The 23258-nt window shown below is 39.6% G+C and carries 23 protein-coding genes and 1 riboswitch; of the genes, 20 read left to right on the forward strand and 3 right to left on the reverse strand.

Annotated features, from left to right (window positions below; translation table 11 throughout):
- Positions 1–104: 104 nt before the first annotated feature.
- Positions 105–965 carry a phenylacetic acid degradation operon negative regulatory protein PaaX gene (gene paaX / locus HNR27_RS00105; protein ID WP_429338351.1) on the reverse strand — a complete coding sequence of 287 codons (861 nt, stop codon included), beginning with the start codon at positions 963–965 and terminating at the stop codon, positions 105–107.
- A gap of 300 nt (positions 966–1265) precedes the next feature.
- On the opposite strand from paaX, the gene paaA reads away from it, so the two are divergent.
- The 17 genes from paaA (at position 1266) to HNR27_RS00190 (ending at position 16705) form a co-directional block, all read left to right on the forward strand.
- Positions 1266–2255, forward strand: a complete 990-nt coding sequence (gene paaA / locus HNR27_RS00110; protein ID WP_429338352.1) for a 1,2-phenylacetyl-CoA epoxidase subunit PaaA — start codon at positions 1266–1268, stop codon at positions 2253–2255.
- An 18-nt stretch (positions 2256–2273) separates the two neighbouring features.
- Complete coding sequence (paaB, locus tag HNR27_RS00115; protein WP_429338353.1) at positions 2274–2627, forward strand: 1,2-phenylacetyl-CoA epoxidase subunit PaaB; 354 nt, start codon at positions 2274–2276, stop codon at positions 2625–2627.
- On the forward strand, positions 2624–3445 hold the full coding sequence (paaC, locus tag HNR27_RS00120; protein ID WP_429338354.1) for a 1,2-phenylacetyl-CoA epoxidase subunit PaaC: 822 nt from the start codon (positions 2624–2626) through the stop codon (positions 3443–3445). Before paaB ends, paaC begins: the two co-directional genes overlap by 4 nt.
- 53 nt (positions 3446–3498) lie before the next feature.
- Positions 3499–4002, forward strand: coding sequence for a 1,2-phenylacetyl-CoA epoxidase subunit PaaD (gene paaD / locus HNR27_RS00125; RefSeq protein ID WP_212920205.1), 504 nt, complete (start codon positions 3499–3501; stop codon positions 4000–4002).
- A gap of 86 nt (positions 4003–4088) precedes the next feature.
- Positions 4089–4394: an EthD family reductase gene (locus HNR27_RS00130; RefSeq protein WP_212920206.1), complete on the forward strand. Its 306-nt coding sequence runs from the start codon at positions 4089–4091 to the stop codon at positions 4392–4394.
- Positions 4387–5157, forward strand: coding sequence for an enoyl-CoA hydratase/isomerase family protein (locus HNR27_RS00135; protein ID WP_429338355.1), 771 nt, complete (start codon positions 4387–4389; stop codon positions 5155–5157). The genes HNR27_RS00130 and HNR27_RS00135 overlap by 8 nt, the downstream gene beginning before the upstream one ends.
- A 4-nt stretch (positions 5158–5161) precedes the next feature.
- On the forward strand, positions 5162–5938 hold the full coding sequence (locus HNR27_RS00140; RefSeq protein ID WP_212920208.1) for an enoyl-CoA hydratase/isomerase family protein: 777 nt from the start codon (positions 5162–5164) through the stop codon (positions 5936–5938).
- 11 nt (positions 5939–5949) lie between these two features.
- Complete coding sequence (locus HNR27_RS00145) at positions 5950–7470, forward strand: aldehyde dehydrogenase family protein (RefSeq protein ID WP_429338356.1); 1521 nt, start codon at positions 5950–5952, stop codon at positions 7468–7470.
- Between the two features lie 82 nt (positions 7471–7552).
- On the forward strand, positions 7553–8428 hold the full coding sequence (locus HNR27_RS00150) for a 3-hydroxyacyl-CoA dehydrogenase (protein WP_429338357.1): 876 nt from the start codon (positions 7553–7555) through the stop codon (positions 8426–8428).
- Complete coding sequence (locus HNR27_RS00155; RefSeq protein ID WP_429338358.1) at positions 8425–9624, forward strand: acetyl-CoA C-acyltransferase; 1200 nt, start codon at positions 8425–8427, stop codon at positions 9622–9624. The genes HNR27_RS00150 and HNR27_RS00155 overlap by 4 nt, the downstream gene beginning before the upstream one ends.
- A gap of 61 nt (positions 9625–9685) precedes the next feature.
- Entirely contained in the window at positions 9686–10462 is a 777-nt protein-coding gene (locus HNR27_RS00160; protein ID WP_429338359.1) for an enoyl-CoA hydratase-related protein, read from the forward strand.
- Between the two features lie 15 nt (positions 10463–10477).
- Positions 10478–11446, forward strand: coding sequence for an NAD(P)H-dependent flavin oxidoreductase (locus HNR27_RS00165; RefSeq protein WP_429338360.1), 969 nt, complete (start codon positions 10478–10480; stop codon positions 11444–11446).
- A gap of 142 nt (positions 11447–11588) precedes the next feature.
- Positions 11589–12641 (forward strand): pyruvate dehydrogenase (acetyl-transferring) E1 component subunit alpha, encoded by a 1053-nt coding sequence (gene pdhA / locus HNR27_RS00170; protein WP_429338361.1) that lies wholly within the window; start codon positions 11589–11591, stop codon positions 12639–12641.
- A gap of 1 nt (position 12642) precedes the next feature.
- Positions 12643–13662: an alpha-ketoacid dehydrogenase subunit beta gene (locus tag HNR27_RS00175; protein ID WP_429338362.1), complete on the forward strand. Its 1020-nt coding sequence runs from the start codon at positions 12643–12645 to the stop codon at positions 13660–13662.
- Between the two features lie 163 nt (positions 13663–13825).
- On the forward strand, positions 13826–14812 hold the full coding sequence (locus tag HNR27_RS00180) for an ABC transporter substrate-binding protein (RefSeq protein WP_429338363.1): 987 nt from the start codon (positions 13826–13828) through the stop codon (positions 14810–14812).
- Positions 14813–14928: 116 nt separating this feature from the next.
- Positions 14929–15909, forward strand: a complete 981-nt coding sequence (locus HNR27_RS00185) for an ABC transporter permease (RefSeq protein WP_212920217.1) — start codon at positions 14929–14931, stop codon at positions 15907–15909.
- Position 15910: 1 nt separating this feature from the next.
- A complete protein-coding gene (locus HNR27_RS00190; RefSeq protein ID WP_429338364.1) occupies positions 15911–16705 on the forward strand; it encodes an ABC transporter ATP-binding protein in 795 nt (264 codons plus the stop codon).
- Between the two features lie 561 nt (positions 16706–17266).
- Here the strand turns inward: HNR27_RS00190 and HNR27_RS00195 are convergent.
- Positions 17267–17989, reverse strand: coding sequence for an NAD-dependent deacylase (locus HNR27_RS00195; protein WP_212920219.1), 723 nt, complete (start codon positions 17987–17989; stop codon positions 17267–17269).
- A gap of 146 nt (positions 17990–18135) precedes the next feature.
- Positions 18136–18322, forward strand: a riboswitch (cobalamin riboswitch).
- Between the two features lie 184 nt (positions 18323–18506).
- On the opposite strand from HNR27_RS00195, the gene HNR27_RS00200 reads away from it, so the two are divergent.
- Genes HNR27_RS00200 through HNR27_RS00210 form a run of 3 tightly spaced genes read left to right on the forward strand, consistent with a single transcriptional unit; the run spans position 18507 to position 22175 of the window.
- Entirely contained in the window at positions 18507–20729 is a 2223-nt protein-coding gene (locus HNR27_RS00200) for a ribonucleoside-diphosphate reductase subunit alpha (RefSeq protein WP_429338365.1), read from the forward strand.
- On the forward strand, positions 20726–21151 hold the full coding sequence (locus tag HNR27_RS00205) for a flavodoxin (protein ID WP_244853444.1): 426 nt from the start codon (positions 20726–20728) through the stop codon (positions 21149–21151). The genes HNR27_RS00200 and HNR27_RS00205 overlap by 4 nt, the downstream gene beginning before the upstream one ends.
- Complete coding sequence (locus HNR27_RS00210) at positions 21132–22175, forward strand: ribonucleotide-diphosphate reductase subunit beta (RefSeq protein WP_429338366.1); 1044 nt, start codon at positions 21132–21134, stop codon at positions 22173–22175. Before HNR27_RS00205 ends, HNR27_RS00210 begins: the two co-directional genes overlap by 20 nt.
- Positions 22176–22256: 81 nt before the next feature.
- Here HNR27_RS00210 and HNR27_RS00215 read toward each other — a convergent pair whose 3' ends face one another.
- Positions 22257–23015 carry a TerC family protein gene (locus tag HNR27_RS00215; protein WP_212920223.1) on the reverse strand — a complete coding sequence of 253 codons (759 nt, stop codon included), beginning with the start codon at positions 23013–23015 and terminating at the stop codon, positions 22257–22259.
- Positions 23016–23258: the final 243 nt, after the last annotated feature.

The following is a 23258-nucleotide window of genomic DNA, read 5'->3' on the forward strand; positions in this document are numbered from 1 at the left end:
TGGTAACTACAACTAAAATAATAGATTTTCTTATTTAATATGAGGTAGTGAAGAACGGCGCCCGCTTAATAGATTGTGTCCATAGCTGGGTGCCGTTTCATTTACTACCTCTTTATTTCTTCGATTACCTTTTCAACTTCACCTTGTCTAAACACTTCCTCAAAAAAGCGTTTTGCTGGATGTATTAGTAATTGGTAATAATCATTAAACAGGGAAGCAGCAGAATCACCAAGCCACTTTTTAGGTAATAGTTCCTGTGGAAGGTTTGGATCAATGAATAAGAACTTTCGGTATTGATGAACTAATAGAGCTGATTTTACAAAACAGCTTCCATCACTTAGTTCATCCTTTTCCATTTTGTTTTTATCAATGACATACCTTTGGCTGTATTCCTGAATGAACTGCTGATATTTCTTATTAACTTCATCAAGGCTCCAGCACTTTTGTACAAGATCCTCCTCGTCATTTTTGCCGATATAGGAAGCATTGAAGAAGGAGACATAGTCACTAATATGGTACTTATCAATTAAACGATTAACTTGCTCTTCCAAAGGATTAGGGGTTATCCAACAACTATTAGATAGAAGACCGAAACCACTCCATACTAGTTCCTTTCGTAATTCATCACGAAGATGTCGTTTATTTTCTGGAATCGTATAAACAAGAATACGCCAATTTCCATCCCATGACGGGTGCTCTGTTTTATAAATACGCTGGGAAGCCTCTTCCATTCTTACTTGTCCTTGCTCAGTTAGGGAATAATAACTCTTATTGCCAATCTTCGTAGATTTTACCCAGCCCTGTTTGCTCATACGGGAAATAGCAGCACGTACGGATTGCTCATTATGACCGAACTCTTCCAATAAGCGGATAAGACTCCCAATCCAAATAACATTGTCATAATGCCTTATGTAATCACCAAATAAGGTGAAAATCATGGATCTTGTATTAAATTGTTTTTCCATTTAAACCCTCTCTCTTGTTAGCATCTGTCTCTCCAAATTTTAGCAGATATGATGATGGATGAATAGGACTACCTATGACTGTGTTATTGCTTATCTGTAGTGTTATGAAATGATTAAAATAGGACGTTATAAAATAAAGCGTGATAAGAGAGCAACCTTTACCCTCTCTGTAGCCTATATAGTAGACTATTATAGCATAAATTGTCGAAGTGATTTGTGAAAATTTAAAATAATTATATTGCGATAGATATGACACTTTGTTATCATAACGTTAAAGAAACGTTATAAAGGAGTGTAACTATGTATAACTATGTGGAGGACGGAGATTCCAAGACTAGCGCCTACATGGAACAGGATCAGGAAAAATATGAAGCTTTTATGGCCCGAATAGAAGCAGGAGAAAAGATTGAAGCAGATGACTGGATGCCTACTGATTATCGTCAGGCACTAATAAAACTGATATCAATGCATGGGATTAGTGAAATTATGGGGGCACTTCCAGAGAAGGAATGGGTACCGAAAGCACCGACATTAAAAAGAAAGCTTGGTATTATGGCCAAAGTTCAAGATGAGATGGGACATGGACAGCTATTGTTACGTGTTGCAGAAGACTTGATGAAGCCATATGGAAAAACTAGAGAAGACTTAATGGAAGATTTACTAAATGGGGATTTAAAATTTCATAATGTCTTCCATATGCCAACCAAAACATGGGCAGATGCTGGAATGGTCGGCTGGTTAGTAGATGGAGCTGCTATTATTTCTCAGACTAACATGCTAGATGCGTCCTATGGACCATATCAACGGGCCTTACAGCGTATTTGTCAGGAGGAGGTTTTCCATGCGCAACATGGGGAATCCATTATTATGGCATTAGCAGAGGGGAATGACTATCAGCGAGAAATTTTACAAGAATCATTGAATCGTTGGTGGCCTGCACTGCTTATGTTCTTTGGACCTAGCTCCGCAGAAACTACTGGAAGTTCAAAGCAAGACATTATGATTAACTATAAGATTCGTAAAAGCACAAATGAAGAGCTACGTCAGGCATTTTTATCGAAGTACCTGCCAAGGGTATTTTCATTAGGGCTAACCGTACCAGACGAGACGGTACGTTATGACGAGAAAGAAGAAAAATGGATATATAAGCAGCCAGATTGGGAAGAGTTCAAGCAAATTATTCGGAATAAAGGACCTCGTTCCAAAGAAAGATTACGTGTAAGAGAAATTGCTTATGAAAACAATCGCTGGGTAAGGCAAGCGCTAGCCACAGATCCAGTCAGCGTGTAAAGGGCGGGAGGAACAAACATGGCAAAGGAATCCGATTTTTATCAAGTCTATGAAGTGTTTAGCAGGCGTGGAAATAAAGCGCCAATGCAACATCAATTCAGCCTACTAGCACCGAATAAAGAAATGGCAATGCTTATGGCACAGGAGAACTTCATGAGACGTGAAGAAGTTATAGATGTTTGGGTTGTCAGACAAAGTGATATTCGCAAAATGACAAGTGAGGAAAGGCAAGGCTTGACGAATCGTTTGGATAATAAAGAATATCGAACAACAAAGGGCTACGGATATTTACGTCAAAAATGGAAGGAAAAAGAACAAGGCATGCTAGATGAAAAGGAAATTATGTCCTGGAAAGAGGTGAAGAGGAAATGAGCAAGATTGTTGAGACGACTGAAATAGCTAGACAGGATCCAAGCTATTATCAAGCATTAAGGGAACTCTTATTTCAATTAGCTGATGATGATTTTATTATCTCTTTTCGTGGCTCTGAGTGGTTAGGTTTAGCACCTCATATAGAAGAAGATGTTGCTTATTCCTCTATCACACAGAATACAATGGGCCATGCTGTAATGTATTACAATTTATTGGAAGAACTCGGTGAAGGGGATGCCAATTTCCTTGCTCATGATCGAGGTGCAAGTGATAGAAGAAATGGTGCTTACCTCGAAAAGCGGAACGGAGAAGGGAAGTATTTAGAAGAGCCTTACTTTGATTGGGCGTTAGCTGTTGTGAGGAACTACTTTTATGAATCCTTTAAAAAGGTAAAATTGGAAGCGATTTCAACGAGCTCCTATAAGCCACTAGCAAATGTGGCAAAAAAAGTATTAATGGAGCACCCTTATCATTTTGCCCATTGGAAGCTTTGGATTAAGCAGCTACAAACCTCGTCTGAGGAGGCAAAAAAGAGAATTCAGCACCGTATTGAAGAGGCTTGGGAAGAATTTCTCGATGTGCTTGAGTTAGGTAATTATGGAAATGAAATGGTGCAACACCAGCTAATAGCTATCGATGAAGAGACGATAAAGGGAAATTGGCTAGAAGAAGTAAAAACTGTATTAGTTGCTATGCCAGAGGGGCCTTTAGGAAAAAAATATGGTAGTGGAAGAAATGGAGAGCATACTTCCGATTTGGACCAAGCACTAGGAACACTTGCAGAGGTATTTCAAAGTGATAAAACAGCAATCTGGTAATATAGCATGCCAAACATACGAGATGAATAAACTTGTAGAGAGGAGGAGTGACAATGGTAGAGACTACTAAACTGGAAGAAATATACACGGTATTAAAAACGGTCGACGATCCTGAGCTCCCTTCTGTCAGTGTGTTTGATTTAGGCATGGTTCACCAGGTTCTCGTGAAGGACAATTTGGTACAAATCAAAATGGTTCCAACCTTCGCGGGATGTCCTGCTCTAGATTTTATCGAAATGAATGTAAAGAAAGCGGTAGAAGAGCTTAGATGGGTGAAGAATTGTCAGGTTGAATTTACAATGGAACACCAATGGTCAACGGATGCTATTACGGATAAAGGAAAGACAGAATTGAAGAAGCATGGAATTGCTCCACCACCAGAAAATTATCGACCTGGTGATGAGTGGACGGTTAACTGTCCGTATTGTGACTCGGATTATACCTCTATGGAAAATGTGTTCGGACCAACTGCTTGTAGAAGTATTCTTTATTGCAGTTCCTGTAGAAATCCATTTGAAGCAATGAAGCCTGTCGTTATTCAACCACTTAATAGCTAGACATTTACCCGATGATCTATAAACTATTTGAAATTCGGAGGCAAAGCTATGCCTCCTAAAAAACCATATATCAAGGGGGAAATAAAATGGTAAAACTAATTGCATTATACAAACAACCAGAGGATAAAGCGAAATTTGATGAGCACTATTTTCATACACATGCTCCAATAACTAGTAAAATTCCAGGCTTGCGAAAAATGGAGGTTACGAGAATTGTAGGTTCACCAATGGGGGAGAGTGAATACTATTTGCTATGTGAAATGTACTATGATGACCATGAATCATTACAAAAGGCAATGCGAACCGATGAAGGAAAGGCTTCTGGAAGAGATGTCATGAAATTTGCTGGTGATATTGTCACCCTAATGATTGGTGAAGAGGTAGATGAGTAATTATATTCGAGCTTTTTCACAAGATGATATAGGGATAATTCAATTAGACCGTCCAGAGGTTTTAAACGCATTGAATAGAGAGATGGTAGATGAGATTGTAGCCCAGCTCGAATCCTTTGATCAAAATAATGCGATACGAGTGATGATTATAAAGGGAAATGAAAAAGCGTTTGCTGCTGGTGCAGATATAGAAGAGATGGTTCATAGTACACCTCTTTCACTGGAAATGGTAAACCCATTTGCAGTCTGGGATAGAATTAGCCTTATCAAAAAACCAATTATTGCTGTTGTTAATGGTTTTGCATTAGGGGGTGGATTTGAATTAGCCCTACACTGTGATTTGATTGTTGCAGCAGAAGATGCAAAATTTGGCTTTCCCGAAGTGAAATTAGGTGTTATGCCTGGTGCAGGAGGAACACAATTTTTAACAAAAGCGATGGGACCACGAAAAGCACTAGAATTCATCTGGCTTGGAGAGCCGATGCCAGCAAAAATTGCATATCAGTTTGGAATAGTTAATCGATTAGTAGCTCCTGAATTGGTAGAAGAAGAAGCAATGAGATTAGCATATCAACTAGCACTTCAACCACCAATTTCATTACGATTAATCAAAGAGGCAGTCCATGCAGCAGTCGATTTAAGTCTACAAGATGGTAAAAACCTCGAACGGAAAAATTTCTATATTGCATTTGCATCTGAAGACCAAAAAGAGGGGATGCAGGCATTTACTGAAAAGCGTCCACCAACATTTAGGGGGATGTAAGGAGATGAATTTTGAAACAATCCTATATGAAAAAAACAATAAAATAGCCACTATTTATCTAAATCGTCCTGCCTCTTACAATGCATTTACGCAAAAGATGAATCAAGAAATTACATATGCTTTTAAACTAGCTACAAAGGATGAAGAAATAAGGTGCATTGTTTTAACTGGTAGTGGAAAAGCCTTTTGCTCAGGCCAGGATTTAGCTGAGGTAGATGAACAAACTAACCATGCAACTTTTTTAAGAGAACGATATCATCCCATGCTACAGACGATAAAGCAGACACCAAAGCCAGTTATAGCAGCGGTTAACGGGATTGCTGCCGGAGCGGGTATGGGACTTGCCCTTGCCGCAGATTTTCGTTTGATGAAGGAAAATGCAAAATTTGTTAGTGCCTTCATGAATATTGGACTTGTACCGGATTCAGGATTTTTATATATACTCCCTCGGTTAATAGGTTATGCAAAAGCACTTGAAGTTACGGTTCTTGGAAAGCCAATAGTAGCTGAAGAGGCAAAGGCACTGGGGTTAGCAACAGAGGTATATAGTGAACAAGACTTTTTGGAACAGGTCGAAAACTTTGCATTTCAAATGGTGGCACTACCTACCAAGGCATTTTCATTGTTGAAGCGTTATATGCTAGATAGCATGCATACCGATTATGGAACGTTTTTAGAGCAGGAGGCATATGCGCAACGAATTGCTGGTATGTCCACGGATCATCTTGAGGGTTTACAGGCATTTGTGGAAAAGCGTAATCCAAATTTTATAGGAAAATAAGGAGGACCAAAATGGAACAAATCGTATCAGATAAGATTACAGCAGTTGGAGAAATGAAACGAAGCCATTACGGCATGGTTATTAATGGTGAACGTGTGGAAAGTGTTTCTAAAGAGGTGTTTGAAACGTTTGATCCAGCAAAAGGAGAAGTAATTGCAACAATTGCTAAAGCAACGATCGAGGACGCTGAGAGAGCTGTTCAAGCAGCAAGAAACGCTTTTGATAATGGGAAATGGCGCAAATACCCAGTTGGAAAACGTGCACGTGTTTTAAATAAGATCGCCTCCATTATGCGAAGCCGATTTAATGAGTTGGTGGAAATGGAGGTTCTCAACAGTGGTAAGTCGATTAGTGCAGCACAGGTTCAGATTAGTCAAGCCATTGAGGATTTCGAATTTTATGCAGGTGCCATTATTGGTCACCGTGGAACAGTGAATAATATGCCGAATGGCTTTTTTAACTATACACATAAAGAACCAGTAGGAGTTTGTGCACAAATTATCCCTTGGAACTATCCAATGATGATGGCAGCATGGAAAATTGCACCGGCGATTGCTGCTGGGTGCTCGGTTGTCGTCAAGCCTGCTAGTCTAACACCAATCACAGCAATTATTCTCAATGAGATATGTCATGAAGCTGGTGTTCCCGAAGGAGTGGTAAATACCATTCCTGGTGCAGGCCAAGTGGTAGGAGATTACTTGGTTACCCATAAGGATGTAAATAAGGTTGCTTTCACAGGATCCACTCCAACAGGGCGAGACATTATGGAAAAGGCGTCAAGTACATTAAAACGATTGACTCTTGAGTTAGGCGGCAAATCACCAAGCATTATTTTTGAAGATGCTGATTTAGAAGCGGCAGTAGCAGGGTCATTGTTCGGTATCTTCTTTAATACAGGACAGTCCTGTGAAGCAAGGTCCCGATTGTTCGTTCATGAGGAAATATACGATGAATTCATGGAACAGTTTGTATCAAGAACGCAGAAGCTGAAGCTAGGTGATCCTTTTGATAAAGGGACACATGTTGGTTCTATCATTAGTAGAAGCCAGCTAGAGAAAATTGATGGCTACGTACAATCAGCTAGGGAAGATGGGGCAACCATTTTAACCGGTGGAAGAGAATTAAAAATTGAGGGGTTTGAGAATGGTTACTGGTATGAGCCTACCATTATTGTGGATGTTAGTCCAGATATGAAGGTCGTCCAAGAAGAGATTTTTGGACCGGTTGTTGTAGTAGAGAAGTTTGCGGATGAGCGGGATGTTGTGGCACGAGCAAACGATACAGAATATGGACTTGGTTCAGCTATCTGGACGACAAACCAAGCAAGGGCTACCCGTGTTGCCCACCAAATCCAAGCTGGAATTGTTATGGTTAATAGCCCATTCTCCGCATTCCCGGGAACACCATTCGGTGGCTACAAGCAGTCAGGATTCGGTAGAGAGCTAACCGTAGAAACACTAGATTTATATATGGAAGACAAGAGTGTGCTCTCCTATTATGGTCCAAAACCAATAAATCCGTTTGGGGTATAAAAGCTTTTCTAAATGTCTTACCTTCGAAGGATTGGTAGCAAAAGATAAAGTTTAGTTAAGTAGAAAGAAAGGAAGACTACCAATGACAATTAATAGTATTACTGTCGTTGGAGCTGGTGTGATGGGGCGAGGCATAGCCTATGTCTCGGCCCTTGCTGGCTTTCAGACGACACTTGTAGATGTTTCACAGGATCAACTACAAAATGCCCTAGACGAAATGAGCATTTTGGCAAATAAAGCAGTGGAACGCGGGAAATTATCCAATATAGAAGCTGGGAATTTAGTAGGGAATATCCAAACCTCACTGGAGCTACATACAGTGGTAAAGAGTACGGACTTTGTTATAGAGGCTGTTCCGGAAAAGCGTGATTTGAAGAAACATGTATTGGAAACAGTTGATACATACGCAGCAAAGGATATCGTGATTGCCTCTAACACCTCGACCATCAGTCCAACTGAATTAGGGTCCTACACAAAGAGATCAGAAAAGGTTGCTGCTATGCATTTTTTTAATCCAGTTCATCGCATGCGACTAGTAGAGATCGTAAAAGGACTTGAAACAAGCTCAGAAACGGTGACCATTATTCGTGAAGTAGCGGAAAGAATGGGTAAAGAAACCGTTGAGGTTAATGAATTTCCAGGATTTGTTACGAGTAGAATTAGTGCCATGGTCGGGAATGAAGCCTTTTACATGCTTCAGGAAGGTGTTGCAACTGCAGAAGATATTGATAAAGCGATTAAGCTCGGTCTTAACTACCCGATGGGGCCACTGGAGTTAGGGGATCTAGTTGGATTGGACACAAGATTGAATAATTTGAAGTACTTACATGAAACCTTAGGGGAAAAGTTTCGTCCAGCACCACTATTAGAACAGTATGTTAAGGCAGGAAGGCTAGGGAGAAAAACTGGTCGTGGTGTATACGAGTATTCCAAAGATGGTGAGTTGATAAAAAAATGAAAGATGTTGTAATTATTGATGCAGTACGGACGCCAATTGGTAGGTACAAAGGGGCTCTAAAGGGTGTTCGTCCAGATGATTTAGGAGCAATCGTGATAAAAGCGTTACTAGATCGAAATCCAGCTATTATTCCTGAAGAGATAGAAGAAGTTGTCTTAGGGAATGCCAACCAAGCAGGAGAGGATAATCGAAATGTAGCTAGAATGTCTGCGCTACTAGCGGATCTACCTGTTTCTGTAAGTGGAACAACCATTAACCGTCTTTGCGGGTCAGGACTTGATGCGGTCATGTATGCAGCACGCGCTATTGCTATTGGAGAGGGAGATATTTTTATTGCTGGTGGGACGGAAAGTATGACGCGTGCCCCGTTTGTTATGGCTAAGCCAGATAAAGAATTTCCTAGAGGAAATATGGAGCTTTTTGATACAACAATTGGATGGCGATTTATAAACACAAGGCTTGCAGAGATGTACGGAACAGAATCTATGCCGAAAACTGCCGAGAATGTTGCAGAACGTTTTTCCATTAGTCGTACAGAGCAGGATGAATTTGCTTTTACTAGCCAGCAACGAGCGAAAAAAGCGATGGAAGAAAACCGATTTTCAGATGAACTCGTTCCGGTAATCTATCATGATCAAAAGAATAATGAGATGAAGATTGAACAAGATGAACATCCACGTCCAGATACAACCCTAGAAAAGCTGAGCAAACTTAAACCATTATTTGATAAAGGCACCATTACAGCGGGAAATGCATCAGGTGTCAATGATGGTGCTTCAGCTTTATTATTAATGAGCGCAGAAAAGGCAAAAAAATTAGGTGTAAAGCCGATGGCACGGTATGTTACTGGGGCTACTGCAGGGCTTGAGCCATCCATCATGGGACTTGGTCCTATTTATTCAACTAGAAAAGCACTTGTTCGGGCAGGTTTAAATACCTCTGATATCGGGCTAGTAGAATTAAATGAAGCATTTGCCTCCCAATCGATTGAATGCATTCGACAATTGGAATTAGATTCACAGATTGTGAATGTTAATGGTGGAGCAATTGCCTTTGGACATCCACTTGGAGCAAGTGGAGCAAGGATATTAACAACGCTGATCCATGAAATGAAGAAAAGAGAAGTAAAATATGGCCTCGCCACCATGTGTGTTGGAGTCGGGCAAGGTGTTTCCGTAATCGTGGAAGGGTTATAGGCACTATTCAATAATGACCTAGAACACGACCACGCCAACGCCAACGAAAGGAGAAAGAGCGATGCAAACAATCCTTTTTCAAAAAGAAAATCATATTGCTTACATTACTTTAAACCGTGAAGAGGCACTAAATGCCTTCAACTATCAAATGCTGTCTGAGCTACAAGAAACCGTAGACCGTATTCATCTTGATAGAGACATAAGGGCTGTTATTATAACGGGAGAAGGGAATAGAGCGTTCAGTGCAGGGGCTGATTTAAAGGAACGTAAAACATTAACAGAATCTGAAGTGAGACGAAATGTGAAAGCAATCCGTGACTGTTTCGATTCGGTTGCCAGATTACCACAACCGACCATTGCGGCAGTGAATGGCTATTGTTTTGGTGGTGGCTTTGAATTGATGATTGCTTGCGATTTTGTAATTGCGGCGAAAGCTGTTCAAATGGGATTAACGGAAACAAGTTGGGCCATCATTCCAGGAGCAGGTGGAACGCAACGTTTACCTAGAATAGTTGGCGAAATGAAAGCAAAGGAAATGATTCTTACTGCAAAAAAGATTACTGCAGAAGAAGCACACACACTTGGGGTAGTACTTAAAGTTGTAGAGCCAGAATTGGTGCTACAAGAATCAAAGGACCTAGCAACAAAAATTTTAAAAAATGGACCGATTGCTGTTACACAAGCTAAATTTGCCATTTCACTAGGGCTTAATACCGATCTCCACACTGGACTCGATATGGAAGCAAAAGCCTATGAGCTTACAATTCCAACGGAAGATAGGTTAGAAGCCTTACAGGCGTTTAGTGAAAAAAGGGAGCCAATTTTTAAAGGGAAGTGACAAAGGGGGATTAGGATGAATCGTGTTACGAAACTATTAAATATTACCTATCCAATCATTCAAGGTGGTATGGGAAATATTTCAAATGCAATGCTAGCCGCTGCTGTCTCAGAAGCAGGTGGGCTCGGCACGATTGGTTGTGGCACTATGTCTGTCGAAGAAGTTGAAGAAATTATTTTGGAAACAAAACGGCTAACATCTAGACCGTTTGCATTAAATATCGCCATAAATGTTTCCCCGTTTGTTGATGAGTTGATTAATTTGGGCATTCAACATAGTGTCCCCGTTTTTTCCCTGTCAGCTGGAAATCCAGCACCCTATATCCCAATACTTCATGAAAGAAATATAAAGGTCATAACAATTGTTGCATCTGTAAAACACGCGGAAAAGGCAGAAGCGGCTGGGGCGGATATTTTAGTTGCAGAGGGGTACGAAGCAGCAGGAATTAACTCTAGTTTGGAACTTACTACGTTTACATTAATTCCCCAGATTGTTCAAAAGGTGAAAACACCTGTTGTTGCAGCGGGTGGGATTGGTGATGGAAGAGGATTAGCTGCAGCGCTAGTACTTGGTGCAGAAGGAGTACAAATGGGAACGCGATTTATCGCAACAAAAGAAGCCCCTTTTCATGAGAATTATAAGAAGAAGCTAATGGATGCTAGTGGAACGGATGCAATTATCATTGGTAGAAGCTTCGGTAGCGTTAGAAGAGTAATGAAAACAAATTACTCTACTAGTTTGTTAGATAGGGAAAAGGAAGGATTATCTATAGAAGAATTTGCAGATTTCACCTCGGAAGCACACCATGTGATAGGGGCTATTCAGGGTGATCTGGATAGAGGATTCATAAATGGTGGTCAGGTAGCTGGGTTAATTGAGGATATCCCTACAGTAAGCGAGTTAATGGAAAGCATGATAGAAAGTGCAAAAGCTCAAGTGTCAGCTTGTTTTCAGAGGCTGGACTTTCTTACTTCTAACAACTAGTTCAAAAGATATAGATTTTTCTAAATTTTCATTGACTACTACTATTACGGAATGATAAAATTACGTTTAAATAACGTAATATAAAAAATAATAATGAAAACGCTATCAATGTTTTTACTAGATTGATATTGGAGGTATTTTAATGGAAGAATATCCATTGAAACAAATAATTGATGAACAAGGTAATCTAGTTGATATGCAGAATAGAGATAGAATACATAAAGAACTTGTAGAGAATGGTTATTATCATATGTATCGGATTCGCACATTCGATAAAAAAGCAAAAAGTTTACAGCGTCAGGGCAGGATTGGTACTTACCCACCTTTTGAGGGGCAAGAGGCAGCACAGGTTGCAAGTGCGTTAGCATTAGATTCAAATGATTGGATGTTTCCTACATACCGAGATCATGGAGCAATGCTAACCTTTGGTGCTGATATGGTTAGGACATTTCTGTACTGGAATGGTCGTGTTGAGGGCTGTGTTCCACCAGAGGGGAAGCGTATCTTCCCTGCAGCGGTACCAATTGCAACACAAATTCTTCATGCGGTTGGAGCTTCTTGGGCAGAGAAGCGAAAGGGAACTGACCACATAGCAATTGCTTATTTTGGGGATGGTGCCACTTCTGAAGGAGACTTTCATGAAGGATTAAACTTTGCAGGTGTATTCCAGACACCTACGATTTTGTTTAATCAAAATAATGGATATGCCATTTCTGTTCCGTTTGAACGGCAAACGAATTCAAAAACGATTGCTCAAAAGGCTGTTGCCTATGATATACCTGGAGTCCGTGTGGATGGAAATGATTTCTTCGCTGTTTATTTTGAGATGCAAAAGGCAATTAAACGCGCTCGAACAGGTGGTGGGCCAACGTTAATTGAAGCTGTTACCTGGCGTGTTGGAGCACATACGACGGCAGATGACCCAACAAAGTACCGATCAACTGAGATCGGCATGGATGTTGTAGATCCGCTTATTCGTATGGAACGTTTTATGAAAAACTATGGTTTTTGGGATGATGCATATATCCAAAAAACGCATCAGCAAGTAGAAGAAGAGATCGAATCCGCAGTTAAAGCCATGGAGTCCTATAGTAAAGCAAATGTGGAGGACATGTTTGATTATGTATTTGCCGAACCTCCTAAGCAATTATTGGAACAAAGGGATTCGTATATAGAATTGTTAAGGGGGCAGTGAAATGAAGACGAAACGACAACAATCTAAGGATGAGTACATTGCCACTAAAAGCATGACAATGATTCAGGCGATAAATGATGGAATGAAAACTGTTTTAGAAAATGATGAAACAACATTAATTTTAGGTGAGGATATCGGGAAAAACGGTGGTGTTTTTCGAGCAACAGATGGTTTGCAAGAGCAATTTGGAGAAGAGAGAGTTATTGATACTCCTCTATCTGAATCGGGTATTATTGGAGCGTCTGTGGGATTAGCTGTAAATGGGTTTAAACCGATAGCGGAAATTCAGTTTATGGGCTTTATTTATCCAGCCTATGATCAAATCATGACCCATGTTTCTCGAATTAGAATGAGAACGATGGGGAGATTCACTGTACCAATGGTTATACGTGCTCCCTATGGTGCAGGAGTTCGAGCGCCAGAGATACATTCCGATAGTGCTGAAGCATTATTCACCCATATGCCCGGAATCAAAGTTATCTGTCCTGCAACGCCATATGATGCAAAAGGGTTATTTATCTCGGCTGTGGAAGCTCCAGATCCGGTTCTCTTTATGGAGCCGTTACATAGCTATAGGTCTACACGCGAAGAAGTTCCAACCGGTCACTATACCATAGAAATAGGAAAGGGTAAGAGGCGGATAGAAGGTAACGATGTGACACTTATTAGTTGGGGTGCAATGGTTCCTCTTGCAGAAAAAGTAGCGAAGCAAGCAGATGCAAAAGGAATTAGCTGTGAAGTAATTGATCTTAGAACCTTATATCCAATAGATCATGACATACTAGCTGAATCTGTTCAAAAAACAGGTAGAGCAGTTGTTATACATGAAGCACCAAGAACTGGAGGACTGGGAAATGATGTTGTTTCCATCATCAATGATACTGCCTTTTTATATTTAAAGGCTCCGGTAGAAAGAGTCACAGGCTTTGATGTTCCAGTACCATTATCAAGCTTAGAGAATCATTATTTACCTACACCACAGCGAATTCTTACGGCTATTGAAAAAGTAATGTATTTTTAGAAGGGGTGAAAAATTTTAAAATCTTCTAGTGCATTAATGGCTTGGTAGTAAGCGGTTACAAATTGGTAGAATAGTCTAAAAATACGCTTGACTCAAATTTCTAGTATGTTATAATTTCTCAAATTGCATGAATTATTCAAAGGAGAATAAGGGGGAGTAGGTAGTGAAAAGAGGTTTATCATTATTAATTGTAGCGATTGTCAGTATTGTCATTCTAGCTGCATGTGGATCGAATGCAAGTAAAGGGGATAGCTTTAAAATTGGAGCATCACAAATAGTAGAGCATCCATCATTGGATAGAGCCTATGAAGGCTTTAAGAAGGCATTAGAGGATGCCGGATTAGATGTGAAATTTGACTTTCAGAGTGCACAGGGAGATCAAAACAATCTAAAGCCAATATCAGATGGATTTGTTGCAGATGACGTAGACCTTATCTTTGCCAACTCGACACCTGCTGCTTTGTCCGCACTAGAAGCAACTAAAGATGCTAGGGATATCCCTATCTTATTTACTTCTGTAACTGATGCTGTATCCGCTGGATTAGTTACAGCAATGGATGAGCCTGGTGAGAACATCACAGGGGTTGTAGATTTACATCCAGATGCTATACAAGAAACGGTGAAATTTATTGATAAATATTTTCCAGATGCTACGGTGGGGTTAATCTATAATGCTGGAGAATCAAATTCAGTAACGCAAATTGAAGCAGTTTTAGCTGCTGGTGAAGGTACCTCCTTAACTTTTAAAGAGCGTACGGTTGCAAACTCGTCTGAGGTTCAGCAGGCTGCAACAACCTTAGTTAGTGAAGTAGATCTTTTCTATATAGTAACAGATAATACAGTCGTTTCTGCACTTGAAAGTGTTGTAGGGGTTGCGAATGAACAAGATATTCCACTAGTTGTAGGAGAGCCGGATTCACTTGCTAAGGGTGGATTTGTAACTTTTGGTATTGATTACTATACTATCGGATATCGTACAGGTGAAATGGCAGTCCAAATTTTAAAGGATGGTAAGTCTATAAAGGATATTAAAGTGGAGTATCCACCTGAAATTCAGTTGTTCATTAATAAGAAAGCAGCAGAAGAACAGGGGATTGAATGGAATTCTGAGTGGGATGATGCTGAGTTCGTTGATACTGCTGAGAACTAGAGAAATGCACCTTATAAGTCCAATGAGAAGCAGGCATTAGGCCTGCTTCTCTATTCTAAGAAGTTAATATCCACATTTTTCAGAAAAAGGTGTGGAATAGGAGGTTAATATATTATATGGCTTTATCACTATTTGGTGCTGTTGAATCTGGAATTATATACGCAATCATGGCTTTAGGGGTATATTTAACCTTCCGCGTATTAGATTTCCCTGATTTGACAGTAGATGGTAGCTTTGTGACAGGTGCAGGTGTTGCTGCAGTATCCATTGTCAGTGGTGTCCCGCCTGTTTTGGCTACAATTTTTGCAATCATTGCTGGTTTTATTGCTGGCTGTATTACAGGCCTGCTTCATACAAAAGGTAAGATAAACGCATTATTATCTGGGATTTTAATGATGATTGCCTTATATTCTATTAATTTACGAATAATGGATAAGCCTACTGTATCTTTATCGAGTGAAGAAACCTTATTTTCCCAACTAAGAGGGATTTGGCCAGAAGGAATTGATAGTTTCCTGAATAATTTATGGAATTCTATTGGTTTAGGGAGAGCCCCTGCAACATGGATTATTGTAGCCTTCATGATTGTTGTCGCATTAGCTATAAAGTTTTTAACGGATTATTTCCTAAAAACAGAGGTTGGTCTTGCATTAAGGGCCACCGGAGATAATAAACGAATGATCCGGAGTCTTTCGGCAAACACAGACAATTTAATTATACTCGGTGTAGGAATTTCGAATGCGATGGTTGCGCTTAGTGGAGCGTTAATTGCCCAGATTGGTGGATTTGCTGATGTTCAGATGGGAATCGGAATGATTGTTATCGGTCTAGCCTCCGTTATTATCGGTGAAGCTCTGTTTGGCAAGAAAACAATCGCGATTGCAACCATTGCCGTCATTGGTGGAGCAATCGTGTATAGGATAGTTGTAACCCTGGCATTACGGGTTGAATTTTTAGAAACAGGTGATATGAAGCTAATTACTGCATTCATCGTTATCGTTGCCCTTGTTGCACCGAAAGTTCTTCAGGGACAGAGGGAAAAGAAGCGCCGATTACAAAAGCGTGCTGCACTAGTTGAATTAAAGGAGGAGGCCTAATATGTTACATGTAAAAGATGTGTCCATTACATTTAATGAAGGTACTCCAGATGAAAAAAAGGCGTTACAAAGAATTAATTTAGAATTAAGAGAAGGCGATTTTGTAACGGTTATAGGTAGTAATGGAGCTGGTAAATCTACGCTCATGAATATTATTTCTGGCAATCTAGTACCAGATGTTGGCGAGGTCGTTATTGCTGAAAAGAATGTTACCAGTCTCCCCGAATTTAAACGCTCTGCCTACATAGGTCGCGTATTCCAAGATCCGATGGCAGGCACAGCTCCATCCATGACGATTGAGGAAAACCTAGCGATGGCTTATTCGCGCATCAGAAAGCGGAATTTAAAGCCTGGTGTTACAAAACTGAGGAAAGTAGAATTTAAGGAACATTTAAAAACGTTAAATTTAGGTCTTGAGGATAGGCTGAATGCTAAAGTGGGATTGTTATCTGGTGGAGAGCGTCAAGCACTTTCTCTATTGATGGCAACTTTCACTAACCCGAATATTTTACTTCTTGATGAACATACAGCAGCACTGGATCCATCACGAGCCGCATTAATCACGAAACTAACGAAGGATGTTGTTGCAGAGCATGGCTTAACAACCTTAATGGTTACCCATAATATGCAGCAAGCACTTGATTTAGGAAATCGGCTGATTATGATGGATAAAGGGCAAATCATTTTAGATATCCATGGTGAAAAGAAACAGAATTTAACAATAGAAGATCTATTAAAAGAATTCCAACGTATTCGCGGAGAACAATTTGAAAGTGACCGTGCTGTATTGGGATAATCGAAACAGGAGCGAGGAGCGCTCCTGTTTTTATTTAGAATCACTCATTCGTAGACTGCATGAATAAATAATTATTCAAAAGAAAAGTCTGCTTGAGGAGCGCTAATAGACAAAAAGTAGCTGGAAGTAGGTGCCTGAGTCTAATAGAAGCGTTCTAATAGACAGAAATCGCATGAAAGTAGGTGCGTGAGTCTAATAGAAGCGGTCTAATAGACAGAAAGTGGCTGAAAGTAGGTGCTTGAGTCTAATAGAAGCGTTCTAATGGACAGAAATCGCATGAAAGTAGGTGCTTGAGTCTAATAGAAGCGTTCTAATAGACAGAAAGCAGCTGAAAGTAGGTGGTTGAGTCTAATAGAAGCGGTCTAATAGACAGAAAGTGGCTGAAAGTAGGTGCTTGAGTCTAATAGAAGCGTTCTAATAGACAGAAAGCAGCTGGAAGTAGGTGCCTGAGTCTAATAGAAGCATTCTAATAGACAAAAAGTAGCTGGAAGTAGGTGCGTGAGTCTAATAGACTATCGAACGCCAATATATCGCAGAAAGTTCATACTGCCGAACATGCTTTTATGATAATTCCTTTTCAATCATAATTAAAAACTCTTTGATACTTTTATCACGAACAATGAAATCGGCGTACATGTCCATTGGTGTTGGTTCACGATTGACGATAATAAGCTTGGCGCCACGCTCAGTTGCTATTAGTGGGAACATATTGGCGGGAGTAACTGTTAATGATGAGCCTAGAACGATAAATAAATCAGATTTAGAAGTTTCAATTTCTGCTTGGAGAAAAACATCCTCAGGAAGCATCTCTCCAAATAGGACAATTCCTGGTCTTACAGGTCCATCACAATATTTACAGTGGCTTTTGCCATTCAAGTACTCTTCTCGGTCCTGGTCTCTCAAACATTGATTACAGAAAAACCTTCGAAATGTACCATGAAGCTCCATTACATTTTGGTTTCCGGCATCATGGTGAAAGCCGTCCACATTTTGTGTGATAATTCCTTTTATTAACCCACGTTTTTCCCAATTTCCAAGAATTTGGTGGCCCTCATGGGGCTGATATTTATCAATCTCTCGGAGTCTATACTGGTAAAAGCTCGTAAATTCTTCAAAGTTATCCTGAAGTGCATGTACATTAGCTAGTTCATCTGGATTGAATTTAGTCCATAGTCCTCTATCCTTGGAGCGGAAATCTGGTAAGCCGCTTTCAGTAGACATACCAGCACCAGTAAATACAATTGTATAGGAAGCAGAACGAATTAATTCTACAATTTTATTCATATAAATCGACCTCCACTTGATAATGCTATTGTACCCAAAATCCCTCCCATTTACGAATGGAATTAAAATATGTTTGCAAAGTCTATAAAACTATGATAGGCTATTAATACAATATATTGTGATAATATAATAATATAATACTATATATAGTACTTAAAAGTAATGGTGACATATATTGTCTGAAAAGGGAATCCAGTGAAAATCTGGAGCTGTCCCCGCAACTGTTAGTGTTGACGAACGAGAATTCCACTGTATCGATAACATAATGATATGGGAAGGACTTTAGTAGAGTGACGCACAAGCCAGGAGACCTGCCATCACTTATAGTTTCATTTTTCTTCGGGTTGAAAGAGTATGAGGCGATGGAGTTATACATATTTAGATAATTTCTGTCGTTTTTTGTATGCCGTTCATCCGTGGGTGAGCGGCTTTTCTATTTATAGAAAAGAGCTAATTTCCAAGCCATATTTACCTTATTTTAGCATGTTGCTAGTTTTACTATTAGGAGGAATGAAGGATGCTGTCAACAGAAGTAACATTAAAAGAAAAGCTAGATCCAATTATCCGTTTTGCTGTAGAAAATTTACCGGTGAATCCAGCCGATTTAACTATGGATGTTTCTGGGGAAACCTCTTTTGACAAGGCTATTGATACACTCACTAAACGTGCACTAGAGATTATTGACGAAGCAAATTCGAATTGGAGTTTTGTTGCTAGCCGATTATACTTACAAAAGCTTTACCATCAAGCTGCAAAAAATAGGAATTATGATGTCGCATTAAAATATGGCAGCTTTTATCAGCTCCTAAAAGACTTAACACAAGAGGGAATATACACGAGTAAATTACTTGATACATATTCAAAAGAAGATATAGATTTTTTAGCTAATCATATAAATCCGGAGCATGACCTACAGTTCACATATTTAGGTCTCTATACCCTTGCTAACCGATACTTAGCTACAGACCATGATAAAAACACGTATGAACTTCCTCAGGAGCGATGGATGGTTATTGCCATGCATCTTATGAAGGATGAGGATAAAGCAAGTCGTCTTGATTTAGTTCTGGAGGCATATTGGGCGTTAAGCAATTTATATATGACGGTTGCCACACCAACACTAGCTAATGCTGGGAAAACACATGGACAGCTATCTAGCTGTTTTATAGATACAGTGGATGATAGCCTACAGTCTATTTATGATAGTAATACCGATATAGCAAAGCTTTCAAAAAATGGCGGTGGAATCGGTGTCTATATGGGGAAAATCCGTTCTAGGGGTAGCTCGATTAAAGGGTTTAAAGGGATGTCTAGCGGAGTAGTTCCTTGGATTAAGCAACTGAATAACACAGCAGTAAGCGTGGATCAGCTTGGTACGCGTAAAGGGGCAATAGCAGTTTATTTGGATGTTTGGCATATGGATATTGAAGCTTTTTTAGATTTGAAATTAAATAATGGGGATGACCGGATGCGTGCACATGATATTTTCACCGGTGTGTCCATTCCAGATTATTTCATGGAACAGGTAGCTAGTCGTGGAGATTGGTATTTATTTGACCCACATGAAGTTCGTGAAGTAATGGGATACTCATTAGAGGACTTTTATGATGAGGAAAAAGGGGAAGGGTCCTGGAGAAAGAAATATGAGGAATGTATCCAATGTGAAAAACTAACGAAGAAGAAGCTGCCTGCTATTTTAATTATGAAGCGGATTATGATTTCTCAGCTTGAGTCTGGGACACCATTTATGTTTTATCGAGATGAGGTAAACAGACAAAATAGTAATGCACATTTGGGTATGATATATTGCTCCAATTTATGTACGGAAATTACCCAAAATCAATCACCAACCGAATTTCTAGAAGAGTTTACAGATGAAAATGGGTATATCACCAAAACGTATAAGCCTGGAGATTATGTAGTTTGTAATCTTAGCTCAATCAATCTAGGAAAGGCTGTTCCCGATAATGTGTTAGAACGCTTAATTAAAATACAGGTTCGAATGCTCGATAATGTCATTGATATCAATACATTACCAATCCTTCAAGCACAGCTTACAAACCAAAAGTACCGTGCTATTGGACTTGGTACATTCGGCTGGCATCATTTATTAGCGAAAAAGCAAATCCATTGGGAAACAGAGGAGGCAGTAGAATACGCAGATGATTTGTATGAGAAAATTGCTTTCTTGACCATTAAGAGTAGCATGGAATTAAGTGTGGAAAAGGGAAGCTATCCAGCCTTCACAGGAAGTAAATGGAGTACTGGAGCATACTTCGATGAAAAAGGATATGTCGGTGAAAAATGGCAAGAGCTAAAAGCTGCCGTAATGGAAAAAGGGATTCGTAATGGTTACTTAATGGCAGTTGCGCCAAATTCCACAACTGCTATGATTGCGGGATCTACAGCAAGTATTGATCCGGTTTTTAAACCGTTCTACCATGAAGAGAAAAAGGACTTTAAAATTCCAAATACAGCTCCAGACTTAGACCATCGTACGTATGATATTTATCGTCGCTCGGCATATATTGTCGATCAACGCTGGTCTGTTAAACAAAATGCTGTACGCCAAAAACATATTGATCAGAGTATATCCTTTAATTTCTATGTTCCACATACAATCCGTGCTTCGGTATTACTAGACCTACATCTTCAGGCATGGAGAGAAGGACTAAAAACTACTTATTATGTAAGATCTACCTCGACCGATGTAGAAGAATGTGAGTGGTGTTCCAGTTGAAAACATTAATTGCTTACCTATCCTACAGTGGTAATACAGAAGAGGTTGCCGAGTATATTCAAAAGAAGTTAGAGACAAGAGGAGCGATGGTGGATAAGCACCGTATCGGCATCGATCCTCCAGTCCATCCTTCTGATTATGATGTGGTATTTATTGGTACCTTTACATGGGAAAATGGCAGTACGCCAGAAGAGGTAAAGGACTTTATTTTAGAAATAGGCTATAAGCCAAATAATATTGCAGTATTTGGAACAGGGGATACACAGTTTGGTTACTTTTGCGGTGCGGTTGATAGGCTTGTAAAGTTTTATGAAAGCCCATGGGCTGGATTGAAAATTGAACAGTCACCGAGAGGGTTCCAGGAAATATTGATAGATCAATGGCTGAAGGGAGTATTACAGCATGTCCGTAGCATTGCTTAAAAAGGCAAAAACAATGGAGCCACGATTTCCGAATAAATCTACGAAAGTATTCGGAGGGGAGTCAAGTGGTATTTTAAATTGGAATGATATTAAATATCCACATTGGTATAAAATGTACAAGCGACTAGTAGGGAATTACTGGCAAGCAGATGAGATTAATATGTCTGCTGATGTAAAGCAATTTCCGATGCTTACTCAATCAGAACAGGATGCATACTTGAAAATAATAGGCTTACTATCGACGTTGGATGCCCCACAGACTAGAACAGCCCTGTTAATTTCTTTATATGCAACCGATCCGTCTGTTCAATCTATTATGGCAGTGATTGCTCAACAGGAAGCAGTTCATAATGAAAGCTATTCCTATGTCCTTTCTTCCGTAGTGTCTTTAAAGGAGCAGAATGAGGCGTTTCAGTTGGGACGTAAAGACCCTGTTCTATTAAAGCGAAATAAAAGGCTTATTGCTGGCTACAATCAATTTGTGGAAGAGCCGAGCATTGAAAATATCGTAAAAACACTTGTATATACCGCTCTTTTGGAAGGACTATTTTTCTATTCTGGTTTTGCATTTTTCTATAATTTAGCAAGGGATAATAAGATGGTTGGAACCTCTACGATGATAAGCTATATAAATCGTGATGAACTTGAGCACGGTAGATTTATTTCTGAGCTATTTCGTGCAACTCTAGCTGAGTACCCAGAGCTGAATACAGAATCCATGATGGAATGGGTGTATCAGGAATTTAGAACCTCCGTGGAATTAGAAATGGAATGGTCAACGTATGTACTTGCAGAGGTTGAGGGGATTGATTTGGAGCAAATGCAAGGCTATATTAAATACCGTGCTAACAAAATGCTACGATTACTAGGCTTGAGTGAAATCTATCCTGAACACGTTGAAAACCCAATGAAATGGATACGTGCTTACGTTGATAATATCGATGGAACGAAAACAGACTTCTTTGAACAAAAGTCAAGACAATATACCAAGACAAGTGACTTGAATGGCTTTGATGACTTGTAAACGATAAGAACAAATTTGGTATTATGTAAAGAAGAACCCTATTGAATGATTACAACATTAATAGGGTTCTTTTTTTATTTTCTAATTTTTCCTATTGCTCTTCCCGGAAGCAAACCATCCGATTATAGCAATTCCGAGTAACACAACCCAGAAGGTAACTGTCCAGCCGGTACTATGTGGAAATTCATGTGGTAAAATTCCAACTTTGTCATGACTTAATGTAATGACAGCTAATTTTACCCCTACCCAAGCTACAATCAAATAAGCGGTAGTCTCGAGTCCAGGTCGCTTATCCAATAATTGAACAAACCATCCTGCAGCAAACTTTATTAAGATTAATCCAGCAATACCAGCTAAGACAACGATAAAGAATTGTCCTGTATCCATACCACCGAAATGACCAAAGCCAGTTTCTGGTAATACGATTGCAAGCGCTACAGCAGCTAAAATGGAGTCAATTGCAAAGGCAAGGTCAGCCAATCCAATTTTCGCAACCGTTGGCCAGAATCCCTTCCCTGCTGATTCCTCTTCCTTTTCACCTTTGTCTCCTTTAGAAGAACCAAGGTCTTGAATTACGTGCTTTAATCCTAAATAAATTAAATAGGCGGCACCGATTGCTTGAACCTGCCATACATTAGCAATAAATGAGATAGCAAATAATGCAGCAAAGCGGAAAAAGAAGGCCATCAGGATACCATAATTGATTGCTTTCTTTTTCTGATGATCTGGCAGATGTTTTGCAATTACTGCCAAAACTAATGCGTTGTCAGCAGACAAAATTCCCTCCAGCCCAATCAAAATTAATAGAGTCCAGGCATATTCTAGCCATATTGATTCCATTTAGTTTTCTCCCTTCCAACATAAAAAAATAGAGGCTTATACCATGTACGATGGTAAAGGCCCCTAAAAAAGTAAAGACCTTTACCAATATTGGCAAAGGTCTTGCTAACAACACCGATGGGTTGCCAGTAATGCCGAGAGTAATGAATACTCTGAATTGACGACATAACTGTTAAAGCTACTCCCCTTTGAAATTATAAGTATATTTAATCATTAATTCTATTTTATGTCAATAATTTATTA

Origin of the sequence: Ornithinibacillus bavariensis (assembly GCF_050433565.1) — a bacterium.
GTDB lineage: Bacteria > Bacillota > Bacilli > Bacillales > Amphibacillaceae > Ornithinibacillus > Ornithinibacillus bavariensis.